The sequence below is a fragment of the Kytococcus sedentarius DSM 20547 genome (assembly GCF_000023925.1).
Taxonomy (GTDB): Bacteria; Actinomycetota; Actinomycetes; order Actinomycetales; family Dermatophilaceae; genus Kytococcus; species Kytococcus sedentarius.
Map to the genome: position 1 here is coordinate 744,236 of NC_013169.1, position 22,809 is coordinate 767,044.

At 73.2% G+C, this 22,809-nt stretch carries 21 protein-coding genes and 1 rRNA gene; 17 read left to right on the forward strand and 5 right to left on the reverse strand.

Features of this window, described 5'->3' with window-relative positions; translation table 11 throughout:
- The first annotated feature begins 112 nt into the window (after positions 1-112).
- The 4 genes from rrf to KSED_RS03590 all read left to right on the forward strand — a co-directional run bounded on the left by rrf (position 113) and on the right by KSED_RS03590 (position 2,528).
- A 5S ribosomal RNA gene (gene rrf, locus KSED_RS03575) occupies positions 113-229 on the forward strand.
- Positions 230-547: 318 nt separating this feature from the next.
- Positions 548-886, forward strand: a complete 339-nt coding sequence (locus KSED_RS14045) for a hypothetical protein (RefSeq protein WP_115306674.1) — start codon at positions 548-550, stop codon at positions 884-886.
- Positions 883-1,707, forward strand: coding sequence for a hypothetical protein (locus tag KSED_RS03585; protein WP_012802213.1), 825 nt, complete (start codon positions 883-885; stop codon positions 1,705-1,707). The genes KSED_RS14045 and KSED_RS03585 overlap by 4 nt, the downstream gene beginning before the upstream one ends.
- The gene (locus KSED_RS03590; RefSeq protein ID WP_012802214.1) at positions 1,704-2,528 is read left to right on the forward strand and encodes an HAD-IIA family hydrolase; all 825 of its coding nucleotides are present in this window, start codon (positions 1,704-1,706) and stop codon (positions 2,526-2,528) included. The genes KSED_RS03585 and KSED_RS03590 overlap by 4 nt, the downstream gene beginning before the upstream one ends.
- Positions 2,529-2,608: 80 nt before the next feature.
- Here KSED_RS03590 and mptB read toward each other — a convergent pair whose 3' ends face one another.
- On the reverse strand, positions 2,609-4,165 hold the full coding sequence (gene mptB / locus KSED_RS03595; RefSeq protein WP_198479779.1) for a polyprenol phosphomannose-dependent alpha 1,6 mannosyltransferase MptB: 1,557 nt from the start codon (positions 4,163-4,165) through the stop codon (positions 2,609-2,611).
- A gap of 94 nt (positions 4,166-4,259) precedes the next feature.
- Between mptB and alr the strand changes: the two genes are divergently transcribed.
- The 6 genes from alr to tsaD are packed head-to-tail and all read left to right on the forward strand — an operon-like array spanning position 4,260 to position 9,102.
- On the forward strand, positions 4,260-5,435 hold the full coding sequence (gene alr, locus KSED_RS03600) for an alanine racemase (RefSeq protein WP_012802216.1): 1,176 nt from the start codon (positions 4,260-4,262) through the stop codon (positions 5,433-5,435).
- Entirely contained in the window at positions 5,435-6,337 is a 903-nt protein-coding gene (locus KSED_RS03605; protein ID WP_012802217.1) for an alpha/beta fold hydrolase, read from the forward strand. The genes alr and KSED_RS03605 overlap by 1 nt, the downstream gene beginning before the upstream one ends.
- Positions 6,334-6,846: a tRNA (adenosine(37)-N6)-threonylcarbamoyltransferase complex ATPase subunit type 1 TsaE gene (gene tsaE, locus KSED_RS03610; protein WP_012802218.1), complete on the forward strand. Its 513-nt coding sequence runs from the start codon at positions 6,334-6,336 to the stop codon at positions 6,844-6,846. Before KSED_RS03605 ends, tsaE begins: the two co-directional genes overlap by 4 nt.
- Positions 6,847-6,851: 5 nt before the next feature.
- Positions 6,852-7,529 (forward strand): tRNA (adenosine(37)-N6)-threonylcarbamoyltransferase complex dimerization subunit type 1 TsaB, encoded by a 678-nt coding sequence (gene tsaB / locus KSED_RS03615; RefSeq protein ID WP_012802219.1) that lies wholly within the window; start codon positions 6,852-6,854, stop codon positions 7,527-7,529.
- A gap of 2 nt (positions 7,530-7,531) precedes the next feature.
- A complete protein-coding gene (gene rimI / locus KSED_RS03620; RefSeq protein WP_237699558.1) occupies positions 7,532-8,053 on the forward strand; it encodes a ribosomal protein S18-alanine N-acetyltransferase in 522 nt (173 codons plus the stop codon).
- Positions 8,050-9,102 carry a tRNA (adenosine(37)-N6)-threonylcarbamoyltransferase complex transferase subunit TsaD gene (gene tsaD / locus KSED_RS03625; RefSeq protein ID WP_012802221.1) on the forward strand — a complete coding sequence of 351 codons (1,053 nt, stop codon included), beginning with the start codon at positions 8,050-8,052 and terminating at the stop codon, positions 9,100-9,102. Before rimI ends, tsaD begins: the two co-directional genes overlap by 4 nt.
- On the opposite strand, the gene KSED_RS14840 is transcribed toward tsaD, so the two are convergent.
- Complete coding sequence (locus KSED_RS14840) at positions 9,083-9,409, reverse strand: hypothetical protein (protein WP_012802222.1); 327 nt, start codon at positions 9,407-9,409, stop codon at positions 9,083-9,085. The genes tsaD and KSED_RS14840 overlap by 20 nt on opposite strands.
- Positions 9,410-9,449: 40 nt before the next feature.
- On the opposite strand from KSED_RS14840, the gene KSED_RS03630 reads away from it, so the two are divergent.
- Positions 9,450-10,949 carry a glycoside hydrolase family 3 protein gene (locus tag KSED_RS03630; RefSeq protein ID WP_012802223.1) on the forward strand — a complete coding sequence of 500 codons (1,500 nt, stop codon included), beginning with the start codon at positions 9,450-9,452 and terminating at the stop codon, positions 10,947-10,949.
- 2 nt (positions 10,950-10,951) lie between these two features.
- On the opposite strand, the gene KSED_RS03635 is transcribed toward KSED_RS03630, so the two are convergent.
- Positions 10,952-14,140 carry an efflux RND transporter permease subunit gene (locus KSED_RS03635; protein ID WP_012802224.1) on the reverse strand — a complete coding sequence of 1,063 codons (3,189 nt, stop codon included), beginning with the start codon at positions 14,138-14,140 and terminating at the stop codon, positions 10,952-10,954.
- 78 nt (positions 14,141-14,218) lie between these two features.
- Entirely contained in the window at positions 14,219-15,643 is a 1,425-nt protein-coding gene (locus KSED_RS03640) for a THUMP-like domain-containing protein (protein ID WP_012802225.1), read from the reverse strand.
- A 155-nt stretch (positions 15,644-15,798) separates the two neighbouring features.
- Between KSED_RS03640 and KSED_RS03645 the strand changes: the two genes are divergently transcribed.
- The 4 genes from KSED_RS03645 (at position 15,799) to KSED_RS03660 (ending at position 19,662) form a co-directional block, all read left to right on the forward strand.
- The gene (locus KSED_RS03645) at positions 15,799-17,031 is read left to right on the forward strand and encodes a phospholipase D-like domain-containing protein (protein WP_012802226.1); all 1,233 of its coding nucleotides are present in this window, start codon (positions 15,799-15,801) and stop codon (positions 17,029-17,031) included.
- Between the two features lie 187 nt (positions 17,032-17,218).
- Positions 17,219-17,515, forward strand: a complete 297-nt coding sequence (groES, locus tag KSED_RS03650; protein ID WP_012802227.1) for a co-chaperone GroES — start codon at positions 17,219-17,221, stop codon at positions 17,513-17,515.
- Between the two features lie 175 nt (positions 17,516-17,690).
- Complete coding sequence (gene groL / locus KSED_RS03655) at positions 17,691-19,307, forward strand: chaperonin GroEL (protein WP_012802228.1); 1,617 nt, start codon at positions 17,691-17,693, stop codon at positions 19,305-19,307.
- Positions 19,308-19,431: 124 nt separating this feature from the next.
- A complete protein-coding gene (locus KSED_RS03660) occupies positions 19,432-19,662 on the forward strand; it encodes an RNA-binding S4 domain-containing protein (protein ID WP_012802229.1) in 231 nt (76 codons plus the stop codon).
- A gap of 7 nt (positions 19,663-19,669) precedes the next feature.
- Here the strand turns inward: KSED_RS03660 and KSED_RS03665 are convergent, their stop codons facing one another.
- Entirely contained in the window at positions 19,670-19,969 is a 300-nt protein-coding gene (locus KSED_RS03665; RefSeq protein WP_012802230.1) for a WhiB family transcriptional regulator, read from the reverse strand.
- A 142-nt stretch (positions 19,970-20,111) separates the two neighbouring features.
- Here KSED_RS03665 and guaB point away from each other — a divergent pair, with 142 nt between their 5' ends.
- Both guaB and KSED_RS03675 read left to right on the forward strand, forming a co-directional pair.
- Positions 20,112-21,608 carry an IMP dehydrogenase gene (gene guaB / locus KSED_RS03670; RefSeq protein WP_012802231.1) on the forward strand — a complete coding sequence of 499 codons (1,497 nt, stop codon included), beginning with the start codon at positions 20,112-20,114 and terminating at the stop codon, positions 21,606-21,608.
- Between the two features lie 77 nt (positions 21,609-21,685).
- Positions 21,686-22,807 carry a GuaB3 family IMP dehydrogenase-related protein gene (locus KSED_RS03675; RefSeq protein WP_012802232.1) on the forward strand — a complete coding sequence of 374 codons (1,122 nt, stop codon included), beginning with the start codon at positions 21,686-21,688 and terminating at the stop codon, positions 22,805-22,807.
- Positions 22,808-22,809: the final 2 nt, after the last annotated feature.

A 22,809-nucleotide genomic window follows, 5' to 3' on the forward strand; every position in this document is an offset into this window, starting at 1 on the left:
GGGAGACACGCCCATACTGTGTGTGGGTGGTTGACAAGTGAAGATGTGAACGCTGTGTTCATGACTGTGTCGTGACAGTGTCCATGCTCATTGTGTGTGAGTACGACAGTGTTTCGGTGGTCATAGCGAAGGGGAAACGCCCGGTTACATTCCGAACCCGGAAGCTAAGCCCTTCAGCGCCGATGGTACTGCACTGGGAACGGTGTGGGAGAGTAGGACACCGCCGAACTCAACGTTCCGAGCATTTTGGTGCTCGATGGCTGAAGGCCCATCACCCCCTTTTGTGGGGTGGTGGGCCTTTCGCATGCCCCAAAACAACCCTGGACGGGACGGCGGAGTGGCCGATACAGGGGAGTGCGAGGGTGTGAGCGTGGACGACCCTGGGGCAGAGGTGAGCTGGCGTCCACGGGAGGGGCGGGACCGCCTGCGCCACGTAGACTCAGGCCCATGACGTCTGAGATCCCCGGTACCTCCTCCGCTGACGACCGCGACCGTGGTGCTGACAGGCATGGGCGGGATTCGTCCGGCCAGTCGTCCGGTGCCGACGGTGGCTGGGGACGTCGACCTGAGCGTGGTGGCGGCGCGGGTGGCCGTGCCTTTCGAGATGGCGACGATCGCCGCGGTGGCGGACGGGGCCGGGAGGACCGGTCGGGGGGCCGTGGACGTGACGACCGCGGTGGACGTGCGCGCGACGACCGCAGTGGTGGCCGTGGGCGTGACGACCGCTCCGCAGGGCGGGGCCGTGACGACCGCGCGGGCGGCCGTGGACGCGGTGGAGGCCCGCGTGGAGGAAAGGGTGATCGCCCCGAGGCCTTCACGGGGGGTGCCCGCGCACTGGCACCGAAGGAGGGGCGTCGACCCGAGCCGGCCATCCCCGATGGCGTGACCGGCCAGGCGCTCGGCCAAGTGGTCTGGGACGAGCTCAAGACCCTCTCGAAGGAGAACATGAAGGGTGTGGCCGCCCACATCGAGGCCGCCTACCTGTTCCTGGACGAGGACCTGGATGCTGCCCTCGCACATGCCGAGACAGCATCCCGCCGTGCGGGCCGTGTGGCGTCGGCGCGAGAGGCTCTGGGCACCGTGCACTATGCGCGCGAGGAGTGGGGAGACGCCCTCCGGGAGCTGCGCACTGCAACGCGTTTGGCTGGCACCTCCCACCTCCTGCCCCTGATGGCCGACTGCCAGCGGGGTCTGGGCCGGCCGGAGAAGGCGCTGGAGCTCGGGGAGTCCCGGGAGGCGTCCCGTCTGGGCGCGGAGAGCTTGGTGGAGATGGCCATCGTGCTCTCCGGTGCGCACCGGGATCTGGGAGAGCTGGACCAGTCGGTCGCGATGCTGGCGACCCCCGCCCAGCGCATCAAGCCCACGGACCCCGCGGCGGGGCGGCTCTGGTTCGCCTACGCCGAGGCGCTGGCCGCGCTGGGACGCCCGGAGGCCGAGGAGTGGTACGGCCGGGCTGCGTCCGTGGGTGAGACCGGCGCACCCCCGGTGCCGCCGGAGGAGGACGGCGTGTTCTACGACCTGGAGGACTTCGCCCCCGCTGAGGCCACGGTCGCCCCGGGGCAGGGTGAGCAGGACGCTGACGGCCGGGAGTCCGAGGTGCCGACGGAGGAGCCGCAGGAGTCCGCGCCGGCGCCGGCGGACGACGCCCAGGGTCCGCACGACCCGCGGGTCGGCGGCGACCAGGGCCCGGGCTCCAACGACCGATGAGCACGGAGAGCTCGGTGACCACGCTGACCGGCATCCGCGGTGTGGTCTGCGACGTCGACGGAGTCGTGCACGCGGGGGAGCGTGTCTTCACCGAGGCGGTGGAGGCGCTCAATGCGTGGATGGCGGCAGGTCTGGGCGTCGTGTTCGTGACGAACAACGCCTCCCGTGCCCCGGAGGAGCTGGCCGCACGGCTCACCGAGGACGGCGTGGACGTCGGGGTGGACCAGGTGCTCACCGGGGCCATGGCCGGCGCCCACGTGGTGGCCGAGCAGGTCCCCGCCGGCTCGTCCGTGTTCGTCGCCGGCTCGGAGGCGCTCGCCCGCGCCACGGCCGATGCGGGGCTGGTGCCCACCGGCGACCCGCTGGAGGCGGCTGCGGTCGTCCAGGGGTACGCGTCGTCCATGACCTACCAGCGTCTGCACGATGCCGCGCGGGCCGTGACCGCCGGTGCCGTCTGGGTGGCCACGAACCGGGACCTCACCCTGCCGACCGCCTGGGGTCAGGCACCGGGGAACGGTGCCTACGTCGCGGCCGTCGCCCGAGCCACGGGGCAGGAGCCGCTGGTTGCCGGCAAGCCGGAGGGTGCGGTCTATGCGATGGCGCTGCAGCGGCTGGGCTGCAGCGCCGACGAGGCCGTGGCCATCGGGGACCGCCTCGAGACGGACGTGGCGGGCGCGAACCGCGCGGGTCTCCACAGCGTGCTGGTGACGACCGGCGTGCACGGCGTACGAGACGTCGAGGACCTGCTGGCGGCCGGCGGCGATGCGGATCAGCAGCCGGACCACCTGGTGACCTCCTTGGCGGCACTCCGTTTGTCCTGAGAGAAGCGTGGTCAGGTGCTGACCTAGTTCCCCGGCAGGTGGGCGGTCAGCTCCTGACCAGCGCTCCGCTCGGTGAGCGGTCAGTGGTCGGCGTGGTCCTCCGGCAGGCGCAACCGGTGCCCCGACGGCCGCCGGCCCTCGGGAACGGGACGGTCGCGGAAGATGAAGAACAGCACGACCACGCAGGCCAGCCCGATGACGACCTGTCCGGACCGGGTGCCGGTGTCGAACAGGCTGTAGGCCACCACGGCGTACGTGAGCCACAGCGCGGCCCGCTCCACCTCGGGGCGCATGCCCGCCAGGGGCAACAGGGGCAGGCCCCACAGGATGTACCACGGGTGCACCGTCTGGCCCAGCAGCGCGACGATCAGCAGCGTCCACGCGGTGAAGGCGATGCCGCCGATCCGCAGCACGCGCAGCGAGGCCAGCAGCACCAAGCCGGCAGTCACGGCCATGCCTGCGTACTTCAGGGTGCCCTTGACGACCGGGGCTGCCTCCCCGAGCCCGATGCCGGCCAGGGCGGAGGCGAGCAGCCCGCCCAGGAGGCTGATGGGGGACAGCCCGGCCGCCATGCCCGGCACGGACAGGGCCGGGAGCCAGCCGTAGCCCAGGCCCGTGGCCCAGGTGATCAGGGCGAACGAGGCGGCGAACACGAGGGCGGCCACGATGCTGGGCAGCAGCAGCTTCTTGATGTCCGGCCAGGCCTGGGAGAGCCACGGCTCGCCGCTGGTGGGCAGCAGGCTGGCGCGGTGGGCGCTCAGCACCTCCGGGTGGAGCCGTGCGGTGCACAGGGCGGTCGTTCCCAGCAGCCCGACGGCGGCCGGCTGCTTGACCGCCGCGGCCGCCGCGACCAGCACCGACCCGATCACCAGCGACTGCCAGGGCCCGCCCCGGGTGCAGACCCACAGCGCGACCGCGAGCAGGCCCACCATGAGCGCGTCGTTGTGGGCACCCCCGACGAAGTGCATGATCGTCAACGGGTTCGCCACGCCCCACCAGAGCGCCAGGTCCCCGCGGACCCCCACCCAGCGGGCGAGGCGGGGGATGGCCCACAGCAGCATCACCACGCCGGCCATGGCCATCAGGCGCATCGCGACGGCCGCGAGATACGGGTGGTCACCCACCAGCACCACGATCCACCGCTGGATCTCCAGGGCGAGGGGACCGTAGGGCGTGGGGGTCAGCAACCAGAAGGGGTCCACCTGTTGGCGGAAGTAGCCGCTGACCGCACCCGGCCCCAGCTCGTAGGGGTTCAGGTTGTTCTCGTGCATCCAGCCCACGGCCGCGTAGGAGTACGCGTCGTGGCTGTACAGCGGAGGCGCCAGGAGCAGCGGCACCGACCACAACAGGATGGTCGCCCGCATCGGCGGGGTCTCACGGTCCGAGCGGGGCCGGATCCGCAGCCAGGCGGTCGTCAGCGCGATCGTGCCGGCCAGCAGCAGGACCGTGGCCAGGACCGTCCCCTCCGGGGAGAGCAGCCACCGCAGCCAGGGCACGTCCTCGACGGGGTTGATCCGCGGCAGGAACAGCGGCGTGTGCGCTCCGAGGGCCATGAGCAGTGCCCCCAGGACACCCCAGCGGACCCGGCCGTCCCTCCACGCCGTGAGCGTGGAGTCGCGCAGATGTGACAACGGCAACGGCCCGGACCTCCCCAGATGGTGTGTTCGGGCGCCATCGTATGCGAGCCCGGGCGCGCACCGGGAAGTGGACAACGGGTGTCAGGATGGCCCGATGGGTCGAGAACACTCCGCCGGGCCGGCGTACCGCGCGATCGTGGACGCCACGGCGATCCGGGACAACCTCCGGCGGTGCGTGCAGTGGGCCGGGGGAGCCGACGTGATGGGGGTGGTGAAGGCCGGGGGCTACGGGCACGGGGCCCTGGCCGCCGCGCGCGCCGCGCTGGCCGGGGGCGCGACCCTCATCGGCGTGGCCCAGCCGACGGAGGCAGTTGCCCTGCGGCGCGCCGGCATCGCCTCCGAGGTCCTCGCCTGGCTGCTCACCCCGCAGGCCGACCTGGACGAGGCGGTCGCCCACGACATCACCCTCGGGGTCTCCGCGCCGTGGGCGCTGGATGCCGTCCGGGACGCTGCCCGGCGCGCCGGGCGCCCGGTCCGGGTGCACCTGGAGCTGGACACCGGGATGAGCCGCGGGGGCCTGGCGCCGTCGGACTGGCCGGACCTGTTCGCCCGCGCCCGGCAGGCCGAACGGGAGGGCTCCCTGACCGTCCAGGGTGTGTTCTCGCACCTGGCGTGCGCGGACGACCCCGGTCACCCGGCCACCGACCACCAGCGGGATGCCTTCGAGCGCGGATTGGCCGCCGCGGTGCGTGCTGGCCTCGACCCCCGGTGGCGCCACCTGGCCAACTCGGCCGCCACCCTCACCCGTCCCGACCTGGCCTACGACCTGGTGCGCCCCGGGCTGGTGTCCTACGGCCTCTCCCCGATCCCCGACCTGCGCACCAGCCAGGACCTGGGCGTCCGTCCGGCGATGACGCTCGTCGCCCGACTGTCCGCGGTGCGCCGGGTGCCGGCGGGCACGGGGGTCAGCTACTCCCACACGCACGTCACCCCCACCGAGCGCTGGCTGGGGGTGGTGCCCCTGGGGTACGGCGACGGCGTGCCCCGCGGTCTGTCCGGCCGGGGCCGGGTGCGCGTGACGGGTTCCGGGGGCGCCGTGGACGCCCCCTTCGCCGGGCGGGTCTGCATGGACCAGTTCGTCGTCGACCTCGGCCCGGTGGAGGGTGACCGTCCCCCGGCGGAGGCCGGCGACGAGGTGGTGCTCTTCGGTGACGGCGCCGACGGGGGTCCCACCGCGCAGGACTGGGCCACGGCGATGGACACCATCAGCTACGAGATCGTGACTCGCGTGGGCCCCCGGGTGCCGCGCGAGGTGGTGGGGCAGGAGTGATGCGGCACCGGTGGACCACCCGCCAGGACCGCGAGCTCCACACCCTGGTGCAGGGGCCACCGCCGGAGCAGGCGCGGGCCACGGTCGTCCTGACCCACGGGTACGTGCTCTCCTCGGGCATCTTCGGGCCGGTCGCGCGGGAGCTCGCGGCCGCGGGCGTGCACGTGGTGCGGCCGGACCTCGCCGGCCACGGCTGGTCCCGGGCCGGGGCCGGCGAGCTGGACCTGCCCACCCTGGCCGACGATCTCGCCCAGGTGGTGGAGGAGCTCGACCTCCCCGCCGACCACCGGCTGGTGCTCCTCGGTCACTCGATGGGGGGCATGGTCACCATGCAGCTGCTCGAGCGCCACCCCGGGCTGGCCGCCCGGGTGGACGGGCTGGTCTGGCTGGCGACCTCCCCGGGGGGCATGGCCTCCTCGCCCTTCGGCATGCCGCTGCGCACCGCGGCCCTGGTCGGCCCCCTGGTCAGCCGCCTGGGCCCCCGGGTGATGTCCCGTGCCGCGCGCGGCGACGACCAGCGGCGGCCCCGGCCCCGCGCCGCCGCGCTGGAGGTGGAGCTGGCCCACCTGGCACGGAGCAACTTCGCCGGCCGTCCCTCCCGGGCGGTCCTGCGTCAGGTGGCGGCGATGCACCACCGAGTGCCCTACCGCGTGCTCTCGCAGCTGCTCACCTCGATCCTGGCCCACGACGCGCGGGAGGTGCTGGCCGGTCTGGACCGGCCGGGGCTGGTCCTCATCGGCGATGATGACCGCATGACGCCCCACAGCCACTCCGTCGAGATCGCGGACCTGCACCACGGCGCCCGGCTGCAGGTGATCGAGGGGGCCGGCCACCTGGCGATGGTGGAGCGGCCCCACGAGGTCGCCGTGGCCGTGCTCGACCTCATCGAGGAGCTCCGGTGACCACGGTCACCGCCGCCACCGCCGGGGCCACCGGCGAGCTCGGCCGGCGCCTGGGGGAGTGGGTGCGTGCCGGGGACGTGCTGGTGCTGACCGGTGAGCTCGGAGCGGGCAAGACCACCCTCACCCGCGGCCTCGGGGAGGGGCTGGGGGTGCGTGGCGAGGTGACCTCGCCCACCTTCGTCATCTCCCGCGTGCACCCCTCCACGACCGGCGGGCCTGCCCTGGTGCACGTCGACGCCTACCGCCTGGGCAGCCGGGCGGAGGTCGACGACATCGACCTCGAGACCGACCTGGCCGATGCGGTGCTCGTCGCCGAGTGGGGCGCGGGCCTGGTGGAGCAGCTGACCGACCGGTGGCTCGAGGTCACCGTGCGCCGGGCCACCGGGCACGACGCGCAGGAGGCCGACCAGGCCACCCGTGAGATCGAGGTGGCGGCCGTGGGGGAGTGGGAGCCAGCGGCCGAGCGGCTGTCCGCCCTGTCGAACCTGTTGCGCCGCGAACTACCCTGAGCCCCATGCTCCTCGCCCTGGACACCTCCACCGCCGCCGTCACCGCCGCGGTGCACTCCGGCGCACCCGGCACCCCCGGGGAGGTGCTCGCCGTGGAGACCGTCGTCGATGCTCGCGGTGCCGGGGAGCACCTGGCGCCGGCCGTCGACCGCGCCCTGGCCCGGGCGGGCGTCGGTGCGGGCGAGCTCACCGACATCGTCGTCGGCACGGGCCCCGGCCCCTTCACCGGGCTGCGCGTGGGCATCGTGACCGGCCGGGTGCTCGCGCTGACCTCCGGGGCGCGGCTCCACGGGGTCTGCAGCCTCGACGCGCTGGCTGCGGCCGCCCGCGAGAGTGGCGCCGTGCCCGCAAGCCGGCCCCTGCTGGTGGCCACGGACGCCCGCCGCAAGGAGGTCTACTGGGCCGTCTACCCCCGGGGTGTGCAGCGGTCGCGGGGGCCGGAGGTGGGGCCGGCCGCCGACCTCCCCGCGGACGTGCGCGAGCTGCCGGTCGTGGGCGCCGGGGCCGGCCTCTACCCCGAGGCCTTCACCGGCCCGGTGCCGGACCACCCGACCGAGGTCGATGCCGGCGCGCTCGCCCGGCTCGCAGCCGACCACCCGGAGGTCCTCACCACCACCGAGCCGCTCTACCTGCGCCGTCCGGACTCGCAGACCCCCGGCCAGCGCAAGCGGGTGCTGCTGTGACGGTGCTGCTCGCACCCGCCCACTGGCGCGACCTGCCCCAGCTCGTGCAGCTCGAGGCCGAGGCGTACCCCCACGACGCGTGGACCGAGGCGGCCTGGTGGGGGGAGCTGGGCGCCCCACGCCGCGAGTACGTGGTGGCCGTGGACTCCGCCCACCCCAGCGGCGAGGTGCCCGGCCAGCGGCACGTGCTCGGCTACGCCGGGCTGGACCACGGTGGCTCCGTGGCCGACGTCATGACCATCACCGTCCACCCGGCCGCCCGCGGGACCGGGCTGGGCCGCCGGTTGATGGACCACCTGGTGCTAAGCGCCGCCCAGCGGGGCGCCGAGGCCCTGCTGCTGGAGGTGCGGGCCGACAACGAGCCCGCCCTGCGGCTCTACGCGCGCACCGGGTTCGAGTCCCTGTCGACCCGCCGGGGGTACTACCGGGGCCCATCCGGACCGGTGGACGCCGTGGTGCTGCGCAGGCTCCTGGACCCTGCCCGACCGACCGAACCCGCCACCCCGGAGGTGTCCGCCCGATGAGCCGACCTGACGAACCGCTGGTGCTGGGCATCGAGACCAGCTGCGACGAGACCGGCGTGGGCATCGTGCGTGGCACGACGTTGCTGGCCGATGCCGTGGCCAGCAGCATGGACGAGCACGCGGCCTTCGGGGGCGTCGTGCCGGAGGTTGCCAGTCGAGCCCACCTCGAGGCGATGGTCCCCACCATCGAGCAGGCCTGTCTCGATGCGGGGGTGCAGCTGCGCGACATCGACGCCGTGGCCGTCACGGCCGGGCCCGGTCTGGCCGGCGCCCTGCTGGTCGGCGCGGCCAGCGCGAAGGCGCTCGCGGTGGGCCTGGGCAAGCCCATCTACGGGGTCAACCACCTCTCGGCCCACGTGGCCGTCGACGTCGTGGAGCACGGGCCCCTGCCCGAGCCGATGATGTCGCTGCTGGTCTCCGGCGGGCACTCCTCGCTGCTGATGGTCCCGGACATCACCCACGACGTCCGTCCGATGGGGCAGACCATCGACGATGCCGCCGGTGAGGCCTTCGACAAGGTCGCCCGGGTGCTGGGACTGCCCTTCCCCGGTGGGCCGCACATCGACCGGGCCGCGCGCGAGGGCAACCGCATCGCCATCGACTTCCCGCGCGGTCTGACCTCCCGGCGGGACCTGGAACGGCACGAGTTCGATTTCAGCTTCAGCGGCCTGAAGACCGCGGTGGCGCGCTGGGTGGAGACCCAGGAGCGCGATGGGGTGGCCGTGCCGGTGGCGGACGTGGCCGCCAGCTTCCAGGAGGCCGTGGTCGACGTGCTCACGCGCAAGGCGGTGGCCGCCTGCCGTGCCGAGGGCGTGGAGGACCTGATGCTGGGTGGCGGGGTCGCGGCGAACTCGCGGCTGCGGGCCCTGGCCGCCGAGCGGTGCGAGGCCGCCGGCATCCGGCTGCGGGTGCCGCGGCCCGGGCTGTGCACCGACAACGGCGCGATGGTGGCCGCCCTGGGCTCCCAGATGGTGATGCGGGGGCGCACGCCCTCCGGGCTGGACCTGCCCGCGAGCTCGTCCCAGCCGGTCACCGAGGTGCAGGTGTGAGCCGGCACAGCAGTGTGGTGGCGATCGTGCTGTGCGCCGGCCTCGTGGCCGGGTGCAGCGGGGGCGCGGGAACCCCGGACCCGCCGGGGGCGCCTGACCCGTCGACCTCGGCGTCGTCGAGTGGCCCCTCGAGCACGCAGCCGCCGTCGACCGAGTCCGGGACACCGTCGTCAGCGCCCTCGTCCGGGGCGTCCTCGTCGTCGGCGTCGGCGACCCCCGGGCCTTCGTCGACCCCGTCGTCGTCGCAGGCCCCCTCGTCGGCCCCGTCGTCCCCCTCCGGGCCCACCGCCCCCGGCGCGGGGGACACGCTCTCCTGGGCCGACGCCGTCCGCGAGGCCGAGGACCTGGTGGCCGACCTCCCCGTCGAGAAGCTGGCCGGGCAGGTGATCGTCGCCGGCTACGAGGGCACGGGGGCCGCCGGGGCCTCGCAGTTCGTGGCCGACGGCTTCGGGGGAGTGATCGCGTTCGCGGCGAACGTGCCGCAGGAGGTCACGCAGCTCGCCGCGGTCAACGTGGCCGTCCAGGAGGCCCAGGCGAGGTCCGGGCGCGACTGGCCCGCCGTCATCGGCGTGGACCAGGAGGGCGGGCCGGTGCAGCGCCTGGGGGAGCCGGTCACGCAGTTCCCCGCCGGCATGGCCCACGGGGCCGCGGCCGACGCAGACCTCTCGCGCGAGGTGGCCCGCCACAGCGGCGAGCAGCTGCGCGCGCTGGGCTTCACGATGGTGTTCGCCCCCGACGCGGACGTGACCGTCGGCCCCCAGGACCCCACCATCGGGGTCCGTTCACCGGGGTCCGACCCCGAACGGGTGGCCGAGGTGGCACTCGCGCTCGCGGAGGGCTACCGCGACGCGGGCATCGTGCCGGTGGCCAAGCACTTCCCTGGCCACGGTGGACTGACCACCGACAGCCACGTGGGCCTGCCCGCCACCGACGCCACCGCCGACGAGCTCGCCGCCCACGACCTCGTGCCGTTCTCCGCCCTGGCGCAGCAGGACGTGCCGGTGATGGTCGGGCACATCGAGGTGACCGCCCTGGACGACCTGCCGGCCACCCTGAGCACCCGCACCACGGGCCTCCTGCGCGACACGGCCGGGCCGGACGTCCTGGTGGTGACCGACGCGCTCAACATGGGCGCGTTGGACGCCGCGGAGGAGTCCACGGGGCAGGACCGTTCCGTCGCGGCACTGGCCGCCGGCTCGGACCTGCTGCTCATGCCGCCGGACCCGCGGGCGGCGCGCGCGGCCATCGTGCAGGCCGTGGCCGACGGCACCCTGGACGAGGAGCGCCTGCGCGACGCCGCGAGCCACGTGGTGGCCGCGAGCCTGCAGACCGGCGCGGAGCCCGCCCGGGGCCTCCCCGCGGCGGGCGAGGGCCAGCCGCTGGCCGAGCGCCTGGCTGCCGCATCGCTCACCTCGCTCGGGGAGACCTGCGACCCCGCGGTGCTGTCCTCTGGCGACACCGTCCGGGTGGTCGGTGGCACCGACGAGCACCGCGCCGCCCTCGGCAGGGCCCTGCGCACCGTTGGCCTGCGGGTGTCCGGGCAGGGCGAGACCACTGTGCGCCTCGTCGAGGGGGGCGACTACGCCGCGGGCCAGGTGGAGGACGGGCAGATGCCGCAGGACACCGCATCGGGCCCGCGGGAGGGGGGCGACTCCGCCGACGTGGCCGTCGCGCTGGACGTGCCCTACGGCCTCGAGGGGGTCGAGGCGCCCATCGAGCTGGCGGCCTTCGGGGACACGCCGGCCCACCTCGCGGCCGTCGCGCAGTCGCTCGTGGGTGAGGTGGAGCCCCTCGGCACCCTGCCGGTCCCGGTGGGGGACCGGCAGGCCGGGGCCACCTGCGGCTGAGCTCAGGCGCCGGTGGGGCGCCACCCGGTCATCGAGGTGGCGCCACCGCGGCGCGCAGTGGCCGGGGCGGTGGCTGAACCGTCGCCCGCCTCGTCCCGTGCTCGGTCGCGGCCGCCGCGGGTGAACCGCGCGGCCAGCCGCTCCACGATGACGTAGAGCGCCGGCACCAGCAGGAGCGTCAGCAGGGTGCTGCTCACCAGGCCACCGATCACGACGATGGCCAGCGGCTGGCTGATGAAGGCACCGCCACCGGTGAGCGCGAACGCCATCGGCAGCAGGGCGCAGATCGTCGCCAGCGCGGTCATGAGGATCGGGCGCAGACGGTGCCGACCACCCTCGACGACGGCCCGCTCGACCGACATGCCGCGCTCGCGGTATTGGTTCACCAAGTCGATCAGGACGATCGCGTTCGTCACGACGATGCCGACCAGCATCAACCCACCGATCATGCCGGCCACACCCAGCGGGATCTGGGTGATGATCAGCAGGGCGATGGCGCCGGTGGCGGCGAAGGGGATGGAGACCAGCAGGATCAGCGGCTGCACGATCGACCGGAAGGCCGCCACCATGATCAGGTAGACGATCCCAACGGCCGCCAGCATGGCCAGGCCCAGCTGCGCGAAGGCCTCCGCCTGGTCCTCGCTCTCGCCGCCGACGGAGACCTCGACGCCCTCGGGCAGGTCGACCCCGTCGACGGCCGACGTGAGCTCCTGGGTGAAGGTGCCCAGGTTGTCCGTGCCGTTCACCGTGGTGATCGTCGCCGAGCGCTCGCCGTCGGTGCGCGTGATGCTCACCGGGGAGTCGACCTGCTCCACCTGGGCGATGTCACCCAGCGTGACCGGGCCCTGCGGCCCGGCGCCGACCGGTAGCTGGCGCAGCTCGGCGACCGAGGCGGGCTTCTCGCCCTGCTGCACCACCACCTGGCGGGACTCGCTGCCGAGGGTCACCTCCCCGATCGGCGCGCCGTTGAGCGAACCACTCACGAGCTGGCCCACCTGGGCCTCGGGCAGTCCGGCGGCCAGGGCCTTCTGCCGGTCCACGGCTACCTGGACCGCCGGCAGCGTGTCGGCCACGTTGTTGGTGACCTCCTCGGCGCCCTGCACCCCCTCGACCGCCTGCTCGACGGCGCGGGCGCCCTCCTCGAGGCTCGCCTGGTCGGAGGACCGGACGACGATGCGGGTCTGGCCCATGGTCGGGTCCTCCGAGGCGCCGGCCACGCGGACGGTCCCCTCGGCGTCGGCCAGCGCCTCCTCGATGCGGGTGCGCACCGCCTCGGAGTCGGCGTCCTCGTCCATGGAGACGAAGAACTGCGCGGAGCTCGCGCCGCCCCCGAGGAAGGCCGCAGCCCCGTCGCCGGTGTCACCGATGGTGGCCGTGACGGTCTCGATGCCGTCGATGCCGGCGAGCGTCTCCTCGACCTCCTGGGCCGCCGCGTCGGTCACCTTCAGGGCGGTCCCGGCCGGGAGCTCCTGGGTGATGGTCACCTGGGTGTCCCCGGCGGACCCGAGGAAGTCGGTCTTCACGAATCCGGCCATGCCGAGGGTGCCGGCGAACACCAGTAGTCCCGCCAGGCAGGTCAGCAGCGGGCGGGCGATGACGGTGCGCAGGACGGGCAGGTAGCCGCGCTGCAGCCAGTCCGGCTCGTCCGTGTGGAGGGCCTGCTCGCGCTCCTGCTCCGACCGGCCGCTGCGCGCGGGGCCACCCAGGAACCAGTAACCCAGCACCGGGATGATCGTCAGGGCCACCAGCAGCGACGCGAGCAGTGCGAGCACCACGGTGAGCGCGAACGGGCGGAACAGCTCGCCGACCTGGCCCCCGACCAGGCCCAGGGGCAGGAAGACTGCCGCCGTGGCCAGGGTGGAGGAGGTCACGGCGCCGGCGACCTCGGCGACGGCGCGGGGGATGGCCTGCGCCTTGGCCTCTCCGCCGTCGACGTGCCGCTTGATGTTCTCGATGACCACGATCGAGTCGTCCACCACGCGCCCCACCGCGATGGTCAGGGCCCCTAGGGTGAGGATGTTCAGCGAGTACCCGGCGACCTGCAGGCCGATCATGGCCACCAGCAGCGACAGCGGGATCGAGACGGCCGTCACCAACGTCAGGCGGATGGACAGCAGGAAGATCAGCACCACGAGGATGGCGAACGTGAGCCCCAGCAGCCCCTCGACGGTGAGGTCGTGGATGGACTGCTCGACGAACGGCGCCTGATCGAAGACGACCGTGAGGCGGCCGTCGTCCCCCAGCTCCGGTGCCAGGGACTCGAGCTCGTCGGAGACGGCGTGGGAGATGCCCACGGTGTTGCCGTCGGGGGTCTTGACGATGCCCAGGGTGACGGCTGCCTCGCCGTCGGTGCGGGTGTAGCCCGTGGCGGGCGGCTCGGTGAGCTCGACCTCGGCGACGTCACCGAGGGTGGGGATGGCGGGCGGGTCCTGTGCGCCCTCGCCACCGGAGGCGGGCTGTGCGGCCAGCGGCATGGCCCGCAGTTCCTCGATGTCGGAGAAGGAGGCGCCCACCTGGACCGCGAGGGACTGGTCACCGTCGGTGAGCGAGCCGCCGGGAACGACCACGCCGTTGGACTGCAGCGCGGTGGCGATGGTCTGGGGGGTGACTCCGGCGGCCGCTGCGGCCCGCTGGTCCAGCGAGATCTCGACGCGCTCGTCCCGTACCCCGGTGAGCTGGACCTCGCGGACCCCCTCGACCTTCTCCAGGGCCGGGACGACCGTGCTCTCGAGCCGCTCCACCAGCGCCTCGGTGTCCTCGCCTCCGGTGGCGGAGACCTGCATGATGGGGAACGCGTCGAAGGCGCCGACGATCACCTGCGGCTCGGCACCCTCGGGCAGGTCCAGGCCGGTGACCTCGGACTGCAGGGCGGCCTTGGCGTCGTCCAGCGAGGTGCCGTAGTCGAGCGTCACCTGCACGACCGAGAGCCCGTTGGAGCTCGTGGACTGGACCCTCTCCACGCCGTCGAGCTGCTCGGCGGCGCGCTCCATCGGCTCGGTCACCTGCGACTCGACCACCTGCGAGTCCGCTCCCACGACGGGGGTGACGGCGACGACGAGCGGGAACTCCAGGGAGGGGAGCAGCTCCTGCTTGAGGGAGGTGGTGGAGAACAACCCCACGATGATCGTCAACACCGTGGCCAGCGCCACCAGCGCACGGTTCTTCAGGCTGAGGCGGGCCAGTGCGGTCACGAGTACTCCCGGAGGTTGGTGCGAAGTGGTGCGGCTGCGCCCGCGATGAACCCGGGTACGCCGTCCTGCCGGCGCAGTCTAGGGGGCCAGCTCGACGGCCACCTGCCGCTCGCCCACCCGTGTGAGCAAGAGCACAGCACGCTGCGAGCCGCCGGTGCGCAGCTGGCGCCTCAACCGGGCCGGGTCCAGCGACGAGCCGTGCTTGCGCAGCACCAGCTCCCCGACGTCCCGCCGCCGGGCCCAGGCGTTGAGCGCCTTGGGGCGGGGGCTCAGCAGCTCGACCACGCGGTGGGTGCGGACCCACGCCGGGTCACCCGGGCCGTCGGCCGTCAGCCAGCCCACCCCGGGCCCCAGCTCGGCCGCCCCCGGGGCGTCCCGGGCCAGCAGCCCGACCAGGCCGGCCTGGGCCAGGGCCGGGTCAGGCTCCCAGAGGTGGGTCGCCAGCTCGTCCTCACCGGTGAGGATGCGGTGCGCGGGGCCACCGGCGGGGTCGGTGTCCAGCTGCGCGGAGTCCGCGTGCGCCAGGACGGTGCCGTCGGCCGCTAGCCGGGTGGCGCTCCGGGTACCGGGGCGGGGATGGCAGGCGGCGGTCGCCGGGTCCTGCCCGGTGCGTGGACGGTCAGGGCCTGCGTCTGCACCTGCGTCTGCGCCGGCACCGGAGGCGGGGGCGGTGCCGGGGTCGGTGGTGGCGAGGGCCGGCCCCATCCAGAGCACGGCCTCCACCAGGTCGCCGTCGTGGCTGACCCACTGCGCATGTGCCCCCGGGGGCACGTCCCGGTGGCGCCAGCCGGGACCGACCTTGCACCCCGTCAGGGCAGCGTCGGCCGCCAGCTGCTGCACCAGGTTGAAGTTCGGCTGCAGGGCGCCGGGACCGCTCACCCGACGGGCGCGGCCGTGGGCGTCGGCCACCCCGGTGCGGCGCGCCGGGTCGAACCACAGCCCCCACCGGTCCCGCGCGACCCCGTCGGGTGGGGTGAGGTCCGGCCCGGCCTCGGCGTGCAGCACCCGGGCCCCGGCCTCGGCGAGGTTGTGTCGAGCGGCGGCGGCAGTGACCGCATCGGCCTCCACGGCGGTGACGCCGTCCACCCGGAGGGCGATGGCGTGGCTGTCGGCGCCCAGCCCGCACCCCACATCGGTCACGTGTTCGATGCCGGCCGCCTCGAAGGTGCGGGCGTGCAACGCGGCCACCTGCCACCGCGTGGCCTGCTCCAGGCCCGCCCGGGTGAACAGCATCTGCTCGGCGCGAGCCCCGAACTTGGCCGACGCCGTGGCCCGGAGCTCGGCCTGCGTGAGGGCGGCTGCGGCCCGAGCCGGGTCGGTACCGGACCGACGCAGGGCGGCGGCCGCGGCGAGGGCGTCCAGCCCGCGGGCGCGCACCTGTGCCACCTGCGCGTCGAGCTCGGGGTCGGCGCCCGGCGCGACGGCGGCCAGGAGCTCGGCCTCGGTGGGCCCGGTAGGTGGGGTGGCGGCGACCGATGGGGTGCCGTCGGCGGTGGGGCTCACGGACGACTCCTTGTCGCGCGGGGGCGGGGCCGGCCAGTCTCCCACCGGGGCCGGACGGTGGCCAGCGTGTCCGCTCCGTAAACTGGGGCCCCGCCGACTACCTGTCGACCCGACGCGCCGCCGCAGCCCCGACCGCAGCAGACCGAGGAGGTCACGTGCCGCACCGCACCCTGGGCCGAATGGTCGTCTACGGTCTCGGGCTGCAGGCCGCGGCGCAGGCCGCCGTCGTCACCGGCCTCGTGGCGAGCAACCGCCGCCGCAAGCGCCGGCACCCCGCGGTGAACTCCTTCCCCACGGTCGACCCCGCCGACCGCCCGCTGGAGCACACCACCATCACCACCTACACGTTCGGCGAGGACGTCTACCGGGCGATGCTGGAGGCCATCGGGCAGGCGCGCCACGAGATCCTCTTCGAGAGCTACATCCTCAAGGACGACGCGGTCGGCATGGCCTTCAAGCAGGCCCTGGTCGAGGCGGCGGAGCGCGGGGTGGCGGTCCACGTGGTCTTCGACGGGTTCGCCAACCTGGTCGTCTCGCGGGAGTTCAAGCGGTGGCCTGACCCCATCCACAAGCTCGAGTACCCGGTCTTCCGGCCGCAGGTCGTCCTCGGGCCCCGCCACTGGGGGCGGGACCACCGCAAGATCCTGGTGGTCGACGGGGAGGTCGGCTTCGTGGGCGGCTACAACATCGGCGAGGAGTACGCCACCCAGTGGCGCGACACCCACGTGCGGGTGACCGGACCGGCGGCGCACGAGCTCGAGAACACCTTCGTGGACTTCTGGAACCACCACCGCCGGGAGGGGCAGCCCTGGTTGTCGGACGACCGGGTGCGGGAGTGGGGGCACCAGGTGCGGGCACACCGCAACGCACCCTCCCGGTTGCTCTTCCCGGTGCGGGGCATGTACCTGGAGGCCATCGACCGTGCCTCCGAGACCGTCTGGATCACGCAGGGCTACTTCATCCCCGACAGCGAGATCCTGGAGGAGCTGCTCAAGGCCCGGCGCCGGGGGGTGGACGTGAAGGTGATCCTTCCCGAGCGCTCGAACCACGTGGTGGCCGACTGGGTGGCCCGCTACTACTTCAAGCAGCTGCTGGAGGGCGGGGTGGAGCTCTGGCTCTACCAGAACGCCATGGTCCACGCGAAGACGGCGGTCGTCGACGGACGGTGGGCCACGGTGGGGACCACGAACATCGACCGCCTCTCGCTCACCGGGAACTACGAGGTGAACCTGGAGATCGTCGACGGCGGGCAGGCCGCGCACATGCAGGAGATCTTCCGCAAGGACCTCACGAACTGCCGCCGGCTGACCCTCGAGGAGTGGCAGCAGCGCGGGTGGTGGGTGCGCGGCATCGAGCGGCTGCTGCGGCCGCTGCAACCCCTTCTCTGAGGAACTGGCACTCGAGTTGACCGAGTGCCAGACGCCGACCTAGATTTGGGGTTGGCACTCAGCGTCGTCGGGTGCCAGCCACGGGGCCACCGCGACGGACCCGCCCGGCCGACTCCCGCTGACGCCGACAGGAAAGCACCGTGTGCCCGGGGCACCTCCCGGGCAGTTCCCACAGAGAGGAAGGTCCATGGCCACCATCAAGCCGCTCGAGGACCGCATCGTCGTCAAGGCCGTCGAGGCCCAGCAGACCACTGCCTCCGGCCTGGTCATCCCCGACACTGCTCAGGAGAAGCCGCAGGAGGGCGAGGTCATCGCCGTCGGCCCGGGTCGTTTCAACGAGGACGGCGACGAGCGCGTGCCGATGGACATCTCCGTCGGCGACCGCGTCATCTACTCCAAGTACGGCGGCACCGAGATCAAGTACGACGACCAGGAGGTGCTCATCCTGGGCGCCCGCGACGTCCTGGCCGTCATCGAGCGCTGAGCACCTGAGGCGCCGGCAACCCGGCGCCGTCCCGCGAGCCACGCCCTCACAGCCCCCCGGGCGGGGCGTGGCTCGCGCCGTTGTCCGGCCCTGCCGTCGCAGGCTCCGGACGCCCCCGCAGGTCCCGCAGGTCCCCGACCTCGGTCGACCTCCCTGATCCCAGGAGGAGCCACCCATGGCCAAGATGCTCGAATTCAACGACAACGCCCGCAAGGCACTGGAGCGCGGCGTCAACCAGCTCGCCGACACCGTCAAGGTGACCCTCGGCCCCAAGGGCCGCAACGTCGTGGTCCAGCGCGCCTACGGCCAGCCGGTCATCACGAACGACGGCGTCACCATCGCCCGTGAGATCGAGCTGGACGACCCCTACGAGAACCTCGGCGCCCAGCTGGTCAAGGAGGTCGCCTCCAAGACCAACGACGTCGCCGGTGACGGCACCACCACCGCCACCGTGCTCGCCCAGGCGATGGTCCGCGAGGGCCTGCGCAACGTCGCGGCCGGCGCCAGCCCCGCTGGGGTGAAGCGCGGCATGGAGCGCGCCGTCGAGGCCGTGGACGCCCACCTCGTCTCGGCCGCCCGCCCCGTGCAGGGCAAGGAGGAGATCGCCAAGGTCGCCGCTCTCTCCGCCCAGAACCCCGAGGTCGGCGAGCTGCTCTCCGACGCCTTCGACAAGGTCGGCAAGGACGGCGTGATCACCGTGGAGGAGTCCTCCACCACCGAGCTGACCCTCGACTACACCGAGGGCATGCAGTTCGACAAGGGCTTCCTCTCGCCCTACTTCGTCACCGACTCCGAGCGCATGGAGGCCGTCCACGAGGACGCCCTGGTGCTCATCCACGGTGGCAAGATCTCCAACATCGCCGATCTGATGCCGGTGCTCGAGAAGGTCGTCGAGACCTCCAAGCCGCTGGTGATCATCGCCGAGGACGTCGAGGGCGAGGCCCTGTCCACGCTGGTGGTCAACACGGTCCGCGGCAGCCTGAAGGTCGCGGCCGTCAAGGCCCCGGGCTTCGGTGACCGCCGCAAGGCGATGCTGCAGGACATGGCCATCCTCACCGGTGGCGAGGTCATCTCCGAGGAGGTCGGCCTGAAGCTGAGCTCCGCCACCCTGGAGGACCTGGGCTCCGCCCGCCGCGTGCAGATCACGAAGGACTCCACCACCATCATCGACGGCGGTGGCGAGAAGTCCGCCGTGGACGAGCGCGTGGCGCAGATCCGCAAGGAGATCGAGAACACCGACTCCGAGTGGGACCGCGAGAAGCTGCAGGAACGCCTGGCGAAGCTGGCCGGTGGCGTGTGCGTCATCAAGGTCGGCGCCCACACCGAGACCGAGCTCACCGAGAAGCAGCACCGCATCGAGGACGCCGTGTCCGCGACGCGTGCCGCCATCGAGGAGGGCATCGTCGCCGGCGGCGGCACCGCCCTGACCCAGGCCGCCGCCGCCCTGGAGGAGCTGCTGTCCTCCACCACCGGCGACGAGGCCGTGGGTGTGCGCACCGTGCAGTCGGCCCTCAACCAGCCGCTGCGCTGGATCGCCGAGAACGCCGGGCTGGAGGGCCACGTGGCCGCCGCCAAGGTGGCCGAGCAGAAGGCGGGCCACGGCCTGGACGCCGCCACCGGCGAGTACGTCGACCTGGTGGCTGCCGGCATCATCGACCCGGTGAAGGTGACCCGCTCCGCCCTGCGGAACGCGGCCTCCATCGCGGCCCTGGTGCTGACCACCGACACCTTGGTGGTCGACAAGCCCGCGGACGAGGACGAGTCCGGCGACGGTCACGGCCACAGCCACTGACCTGACGGGTCACGGACGCCCGTCCCCGGGCGCCGCAGCCTGAGCGCGACACCAACGCCGGTCGAGATCCCCTCCTCGGGGAGCTCGACCGGCGCCGTCGTGCGCGATGGGGGAGACTGGCCCCATGAGTGCAGCAGCCGACCGCATCACCGTGCAGATCGCCGACGAGTTCATCACCCTGGGGCAGGTGCTGAAGCTGGCGAACGTGGTGGACGACGGCGCCATCGCCCGCGAGGTGATCCAGGCCGGGGACGTCACGCTGGACGCAGAGGTGTGCACCCAGCGCGGCCGGAAGGTCCGGCCGGGTCAGGTGGTGGGGACGCCAGTCGGGGAGATCCTCGTCGAGCGCGGCTGAGGGGTGCTCAGGCGCCGCGCAGGCCGCGGCGCGACCGGCGGGCGAGTTCCTGCTCGCGCTCGTCCTCGGAGAGCCCGCCCCAGACCCCGTAGGGCTCCTTCGCGGCCAGCGCGTGCTCGCGGCACTCGAGGATGACGGGGCAGCGCTCGCACACGCGCTTGGCCCGCTCGTCGCGGAGCCGGCGTGCGCTCCCGCGCTCGCCCTCGGGGTGGAAGAACTCCTCGGGATTGGTAGTGCGGCAGAGGCCCTCGAACTGCCAGTCCCACAGGTCGGCCACGGGGCCGGGCTGACGTGCCGTGCTGTCCATGGTCACCTCATCGTTCGCGGGGGAAGGTCCGCCGGAGCGCGCTGCGCGGCCCGACGTGGTGTACACCTACCCACGGGAGGCCCCATCCATGCACGATGGCGTGTGACATGGGTCACGTCTCACGGGCGGATAGCATTTATCCATGGAGAACCCGGACTCTTTCGCCCCGATCGGCCTCACCTACGACGACGTCCTGCTGCTCCCCGGCGAGAGCGACGTGATCCCCAGCGAGGTCGAGACGACCACCCGGATCAGCAAACGGATCGAGGTCGCGATCCCGCTGCTCTCGGCGGCGATGGACACCGTGACCGAGGCGCGGATGGCCATCGCGATGGCGCGGCAGGGCGGCATCGGCATCCTCCACCGCAACCTGTCGATCGCCGACCAGGCCGCCCAGGTGGACCGGGTCAAGCGCTCCGAGAACGGCATGATCTCCGACCCCGTGACCACCACGGTGGACGCCACCCTCGCCGAGGTGGACGAGCTGTGCGGGCGCTTCCGGGTCTCCGGCCTGCCGGTGGTCGACGAGGCGGGGAAGCTCGTCGGCATCATCACCAACCGCGACCTGCGCTTCGAGACCGACCACTCCCGCCCGGTCGGGGAGGTCATGACCCGTCAGCCCCTGGTCACCGCCCCGGTGGGCGTGGACAAGCACGAGGCCCTGGCGAAGCTGGCCGAGCACAAGATCGAGAAGCTGCCGCTGGTGGACGACCAGGGCGTGCTCAAGGGCCTGTTCACGGTGAAGGACTTCACCAAGACCGAGCAGTACCCGCTGGCCACCAAGGACGATGCGGGGCGCCTGCGGGTAGGTGCCGCGGTCGGCTTCTGGGGTGACAGCTGGGAGCGCGCGATGGCCCTGGTCGAGGCCGGGGTGGACCTGCTGGTGGTCGACACCGCCCACGGGCACTCGCGGGGCGTCTGCGACATGGTGGCCCGCATCAAGGCCGAGCCGTCCGCTGCGCACGTCGACGTGATCGCCGGCAACGTGGCCACGCGGGCGGGGGCCCAGGCCTTGGTGGATGCCGGTGCCGACGGCATCAAGGTGGGCGTCGGGCCGGGTTCCATCTGCACCACCCGTGTCGTGGCCGGGGTCGGGGTTCCCCAGATCAGCGCCATCCACGAGGCCGCCCGCGCTGCCGGACCCGCCGGGGTGCCGATCATCGGCGACGGCGGCCTGCAGTACTCCGGGGACATCGCCAAGGCCCTGGTGGCCGGGGCGGACGCGGTGATGATCGGCTCCCTGCTCGCCGGCTGCGAGGAGTCCCCGGGCGAGATGATCTTCATCAACGGCAAGCAGTACAAGAGCTACCGGGGCATGGGCTCGCTCGGGGCGATGCAGTCGCGCGGCCGGGGGCAGTCCTACTCCAAGGACCGCTACTTCCAGGGAGACGTTTCCGACGACGACAAGGTGATCCCCGAGGGCATCGAGGGCAAGGTCGCCTACCGCGGCCCGGTGGCGGCGGTGGTCTACCAGCTGGTCGGTGGCCTGCGGCAGTCGATGTTCTACGTGGGCGCGCGCAGCATCGACGAGGTCAAGCGCAACGGCTCCTTCGTGCGCATCACGTCCGCCGGCCTCATCGAGTCCCACCCGCACGACGTGCAGATGGTGATGGAGGCCCCGAACTACACCGCGCGCTGACCACGGGCTCCCCGTCACGCTCCGGCGGGGCCCACGACCGGCGCACCGGTCGTGGGCCCCGCCGGTAGGGTGGCCGGGTGAACGAGATCGAGATCGGCCGTGGCAAGCGGGCGCGACGCGCCTACTCCTTCGAGGACGTGGCGGTGCTCCCGAACCGTCGCACCCGCGACCCCGAGGAGGTGTCCACGGCCTGGCAGATCGACGCGTACCACTTCGACCTGCCGGTGATGGCCGCCCCCATGGACTCGGTGATGTCGCCGCAGACCGCCATCGAGTTCGGCCGCCTGGGTGGGTTGCCCGTGCTCGACCTCGAGGGGCTGTGGACCCGGCACGAGGACCCGGAGTCGCTGCTGCGCGGCATCGTCGAGGCCTCGCCCGACCGCGCCCGCGCCACCCTCCGCGAGGCCTACCGGGCGCCGATCCGTCCCGAGCTCATCGCCGCGCGCCTGCAGCAGCTTCGTGACGCCGGCGTGACCGTGGCGGGCGCGCTGTCGCCGCAGAACACGCAGCAGTACTGGCGCGCGGTGGTCGATGCGGGGGTCGACCTCTTCGTCATCCGCGGCACCACGGTCTCGGCCGAGCACGTCTCGAGCCAGGCCGAGCCGCTGAACCTGAAGCGTTTCATCTATGAGCTGGACGTCCCGGTGATCGTCGGCGGCGCCGGCTCGTACACCGCAGCCCTGCACCTCATGCGCACCGGTGCCGCGGGCGTGCTCGTCGGCTTCGGTGGGGGAGCGGCGCACACCACGCGCCTCACCCTGGGCATCCACGCCCCGATGGCCACCGCGGTCTCCGACGTGGCGGCGGCGCGCCGCGACTACATGGACGAGTCGGGTGGGCGCTACGTCCACGTCATCGCCGACGGGTCGATGGGGCGCTCCGGTGACATCGTCAAGGCCGTGGCCTGTGGCGCCGACGCCGTGATGCTGGGAGCGGCCCTCGCGCGTTCGCAGGACGCTCCCGGTGGGGGCTACCACTGGGGTGCCGAGGCCTGGCACGAGAAGTTGCCGCGCGGGGAGCGGGTGCAGGTGGAGACCGTGGGCACCATGGAGGAGATCCTCGTCGGCCCCGGCCACACCGCCGACGGCACCACCAACCTCATCGGTGCCCTGCGGCGCGCGATGGCGACCACCGGGTACTCCGACCTCAAGGAGTTCCAGCGGGTGGAGGTCGTGCTCGCCCCCTACCAGGGCGCCTGAGC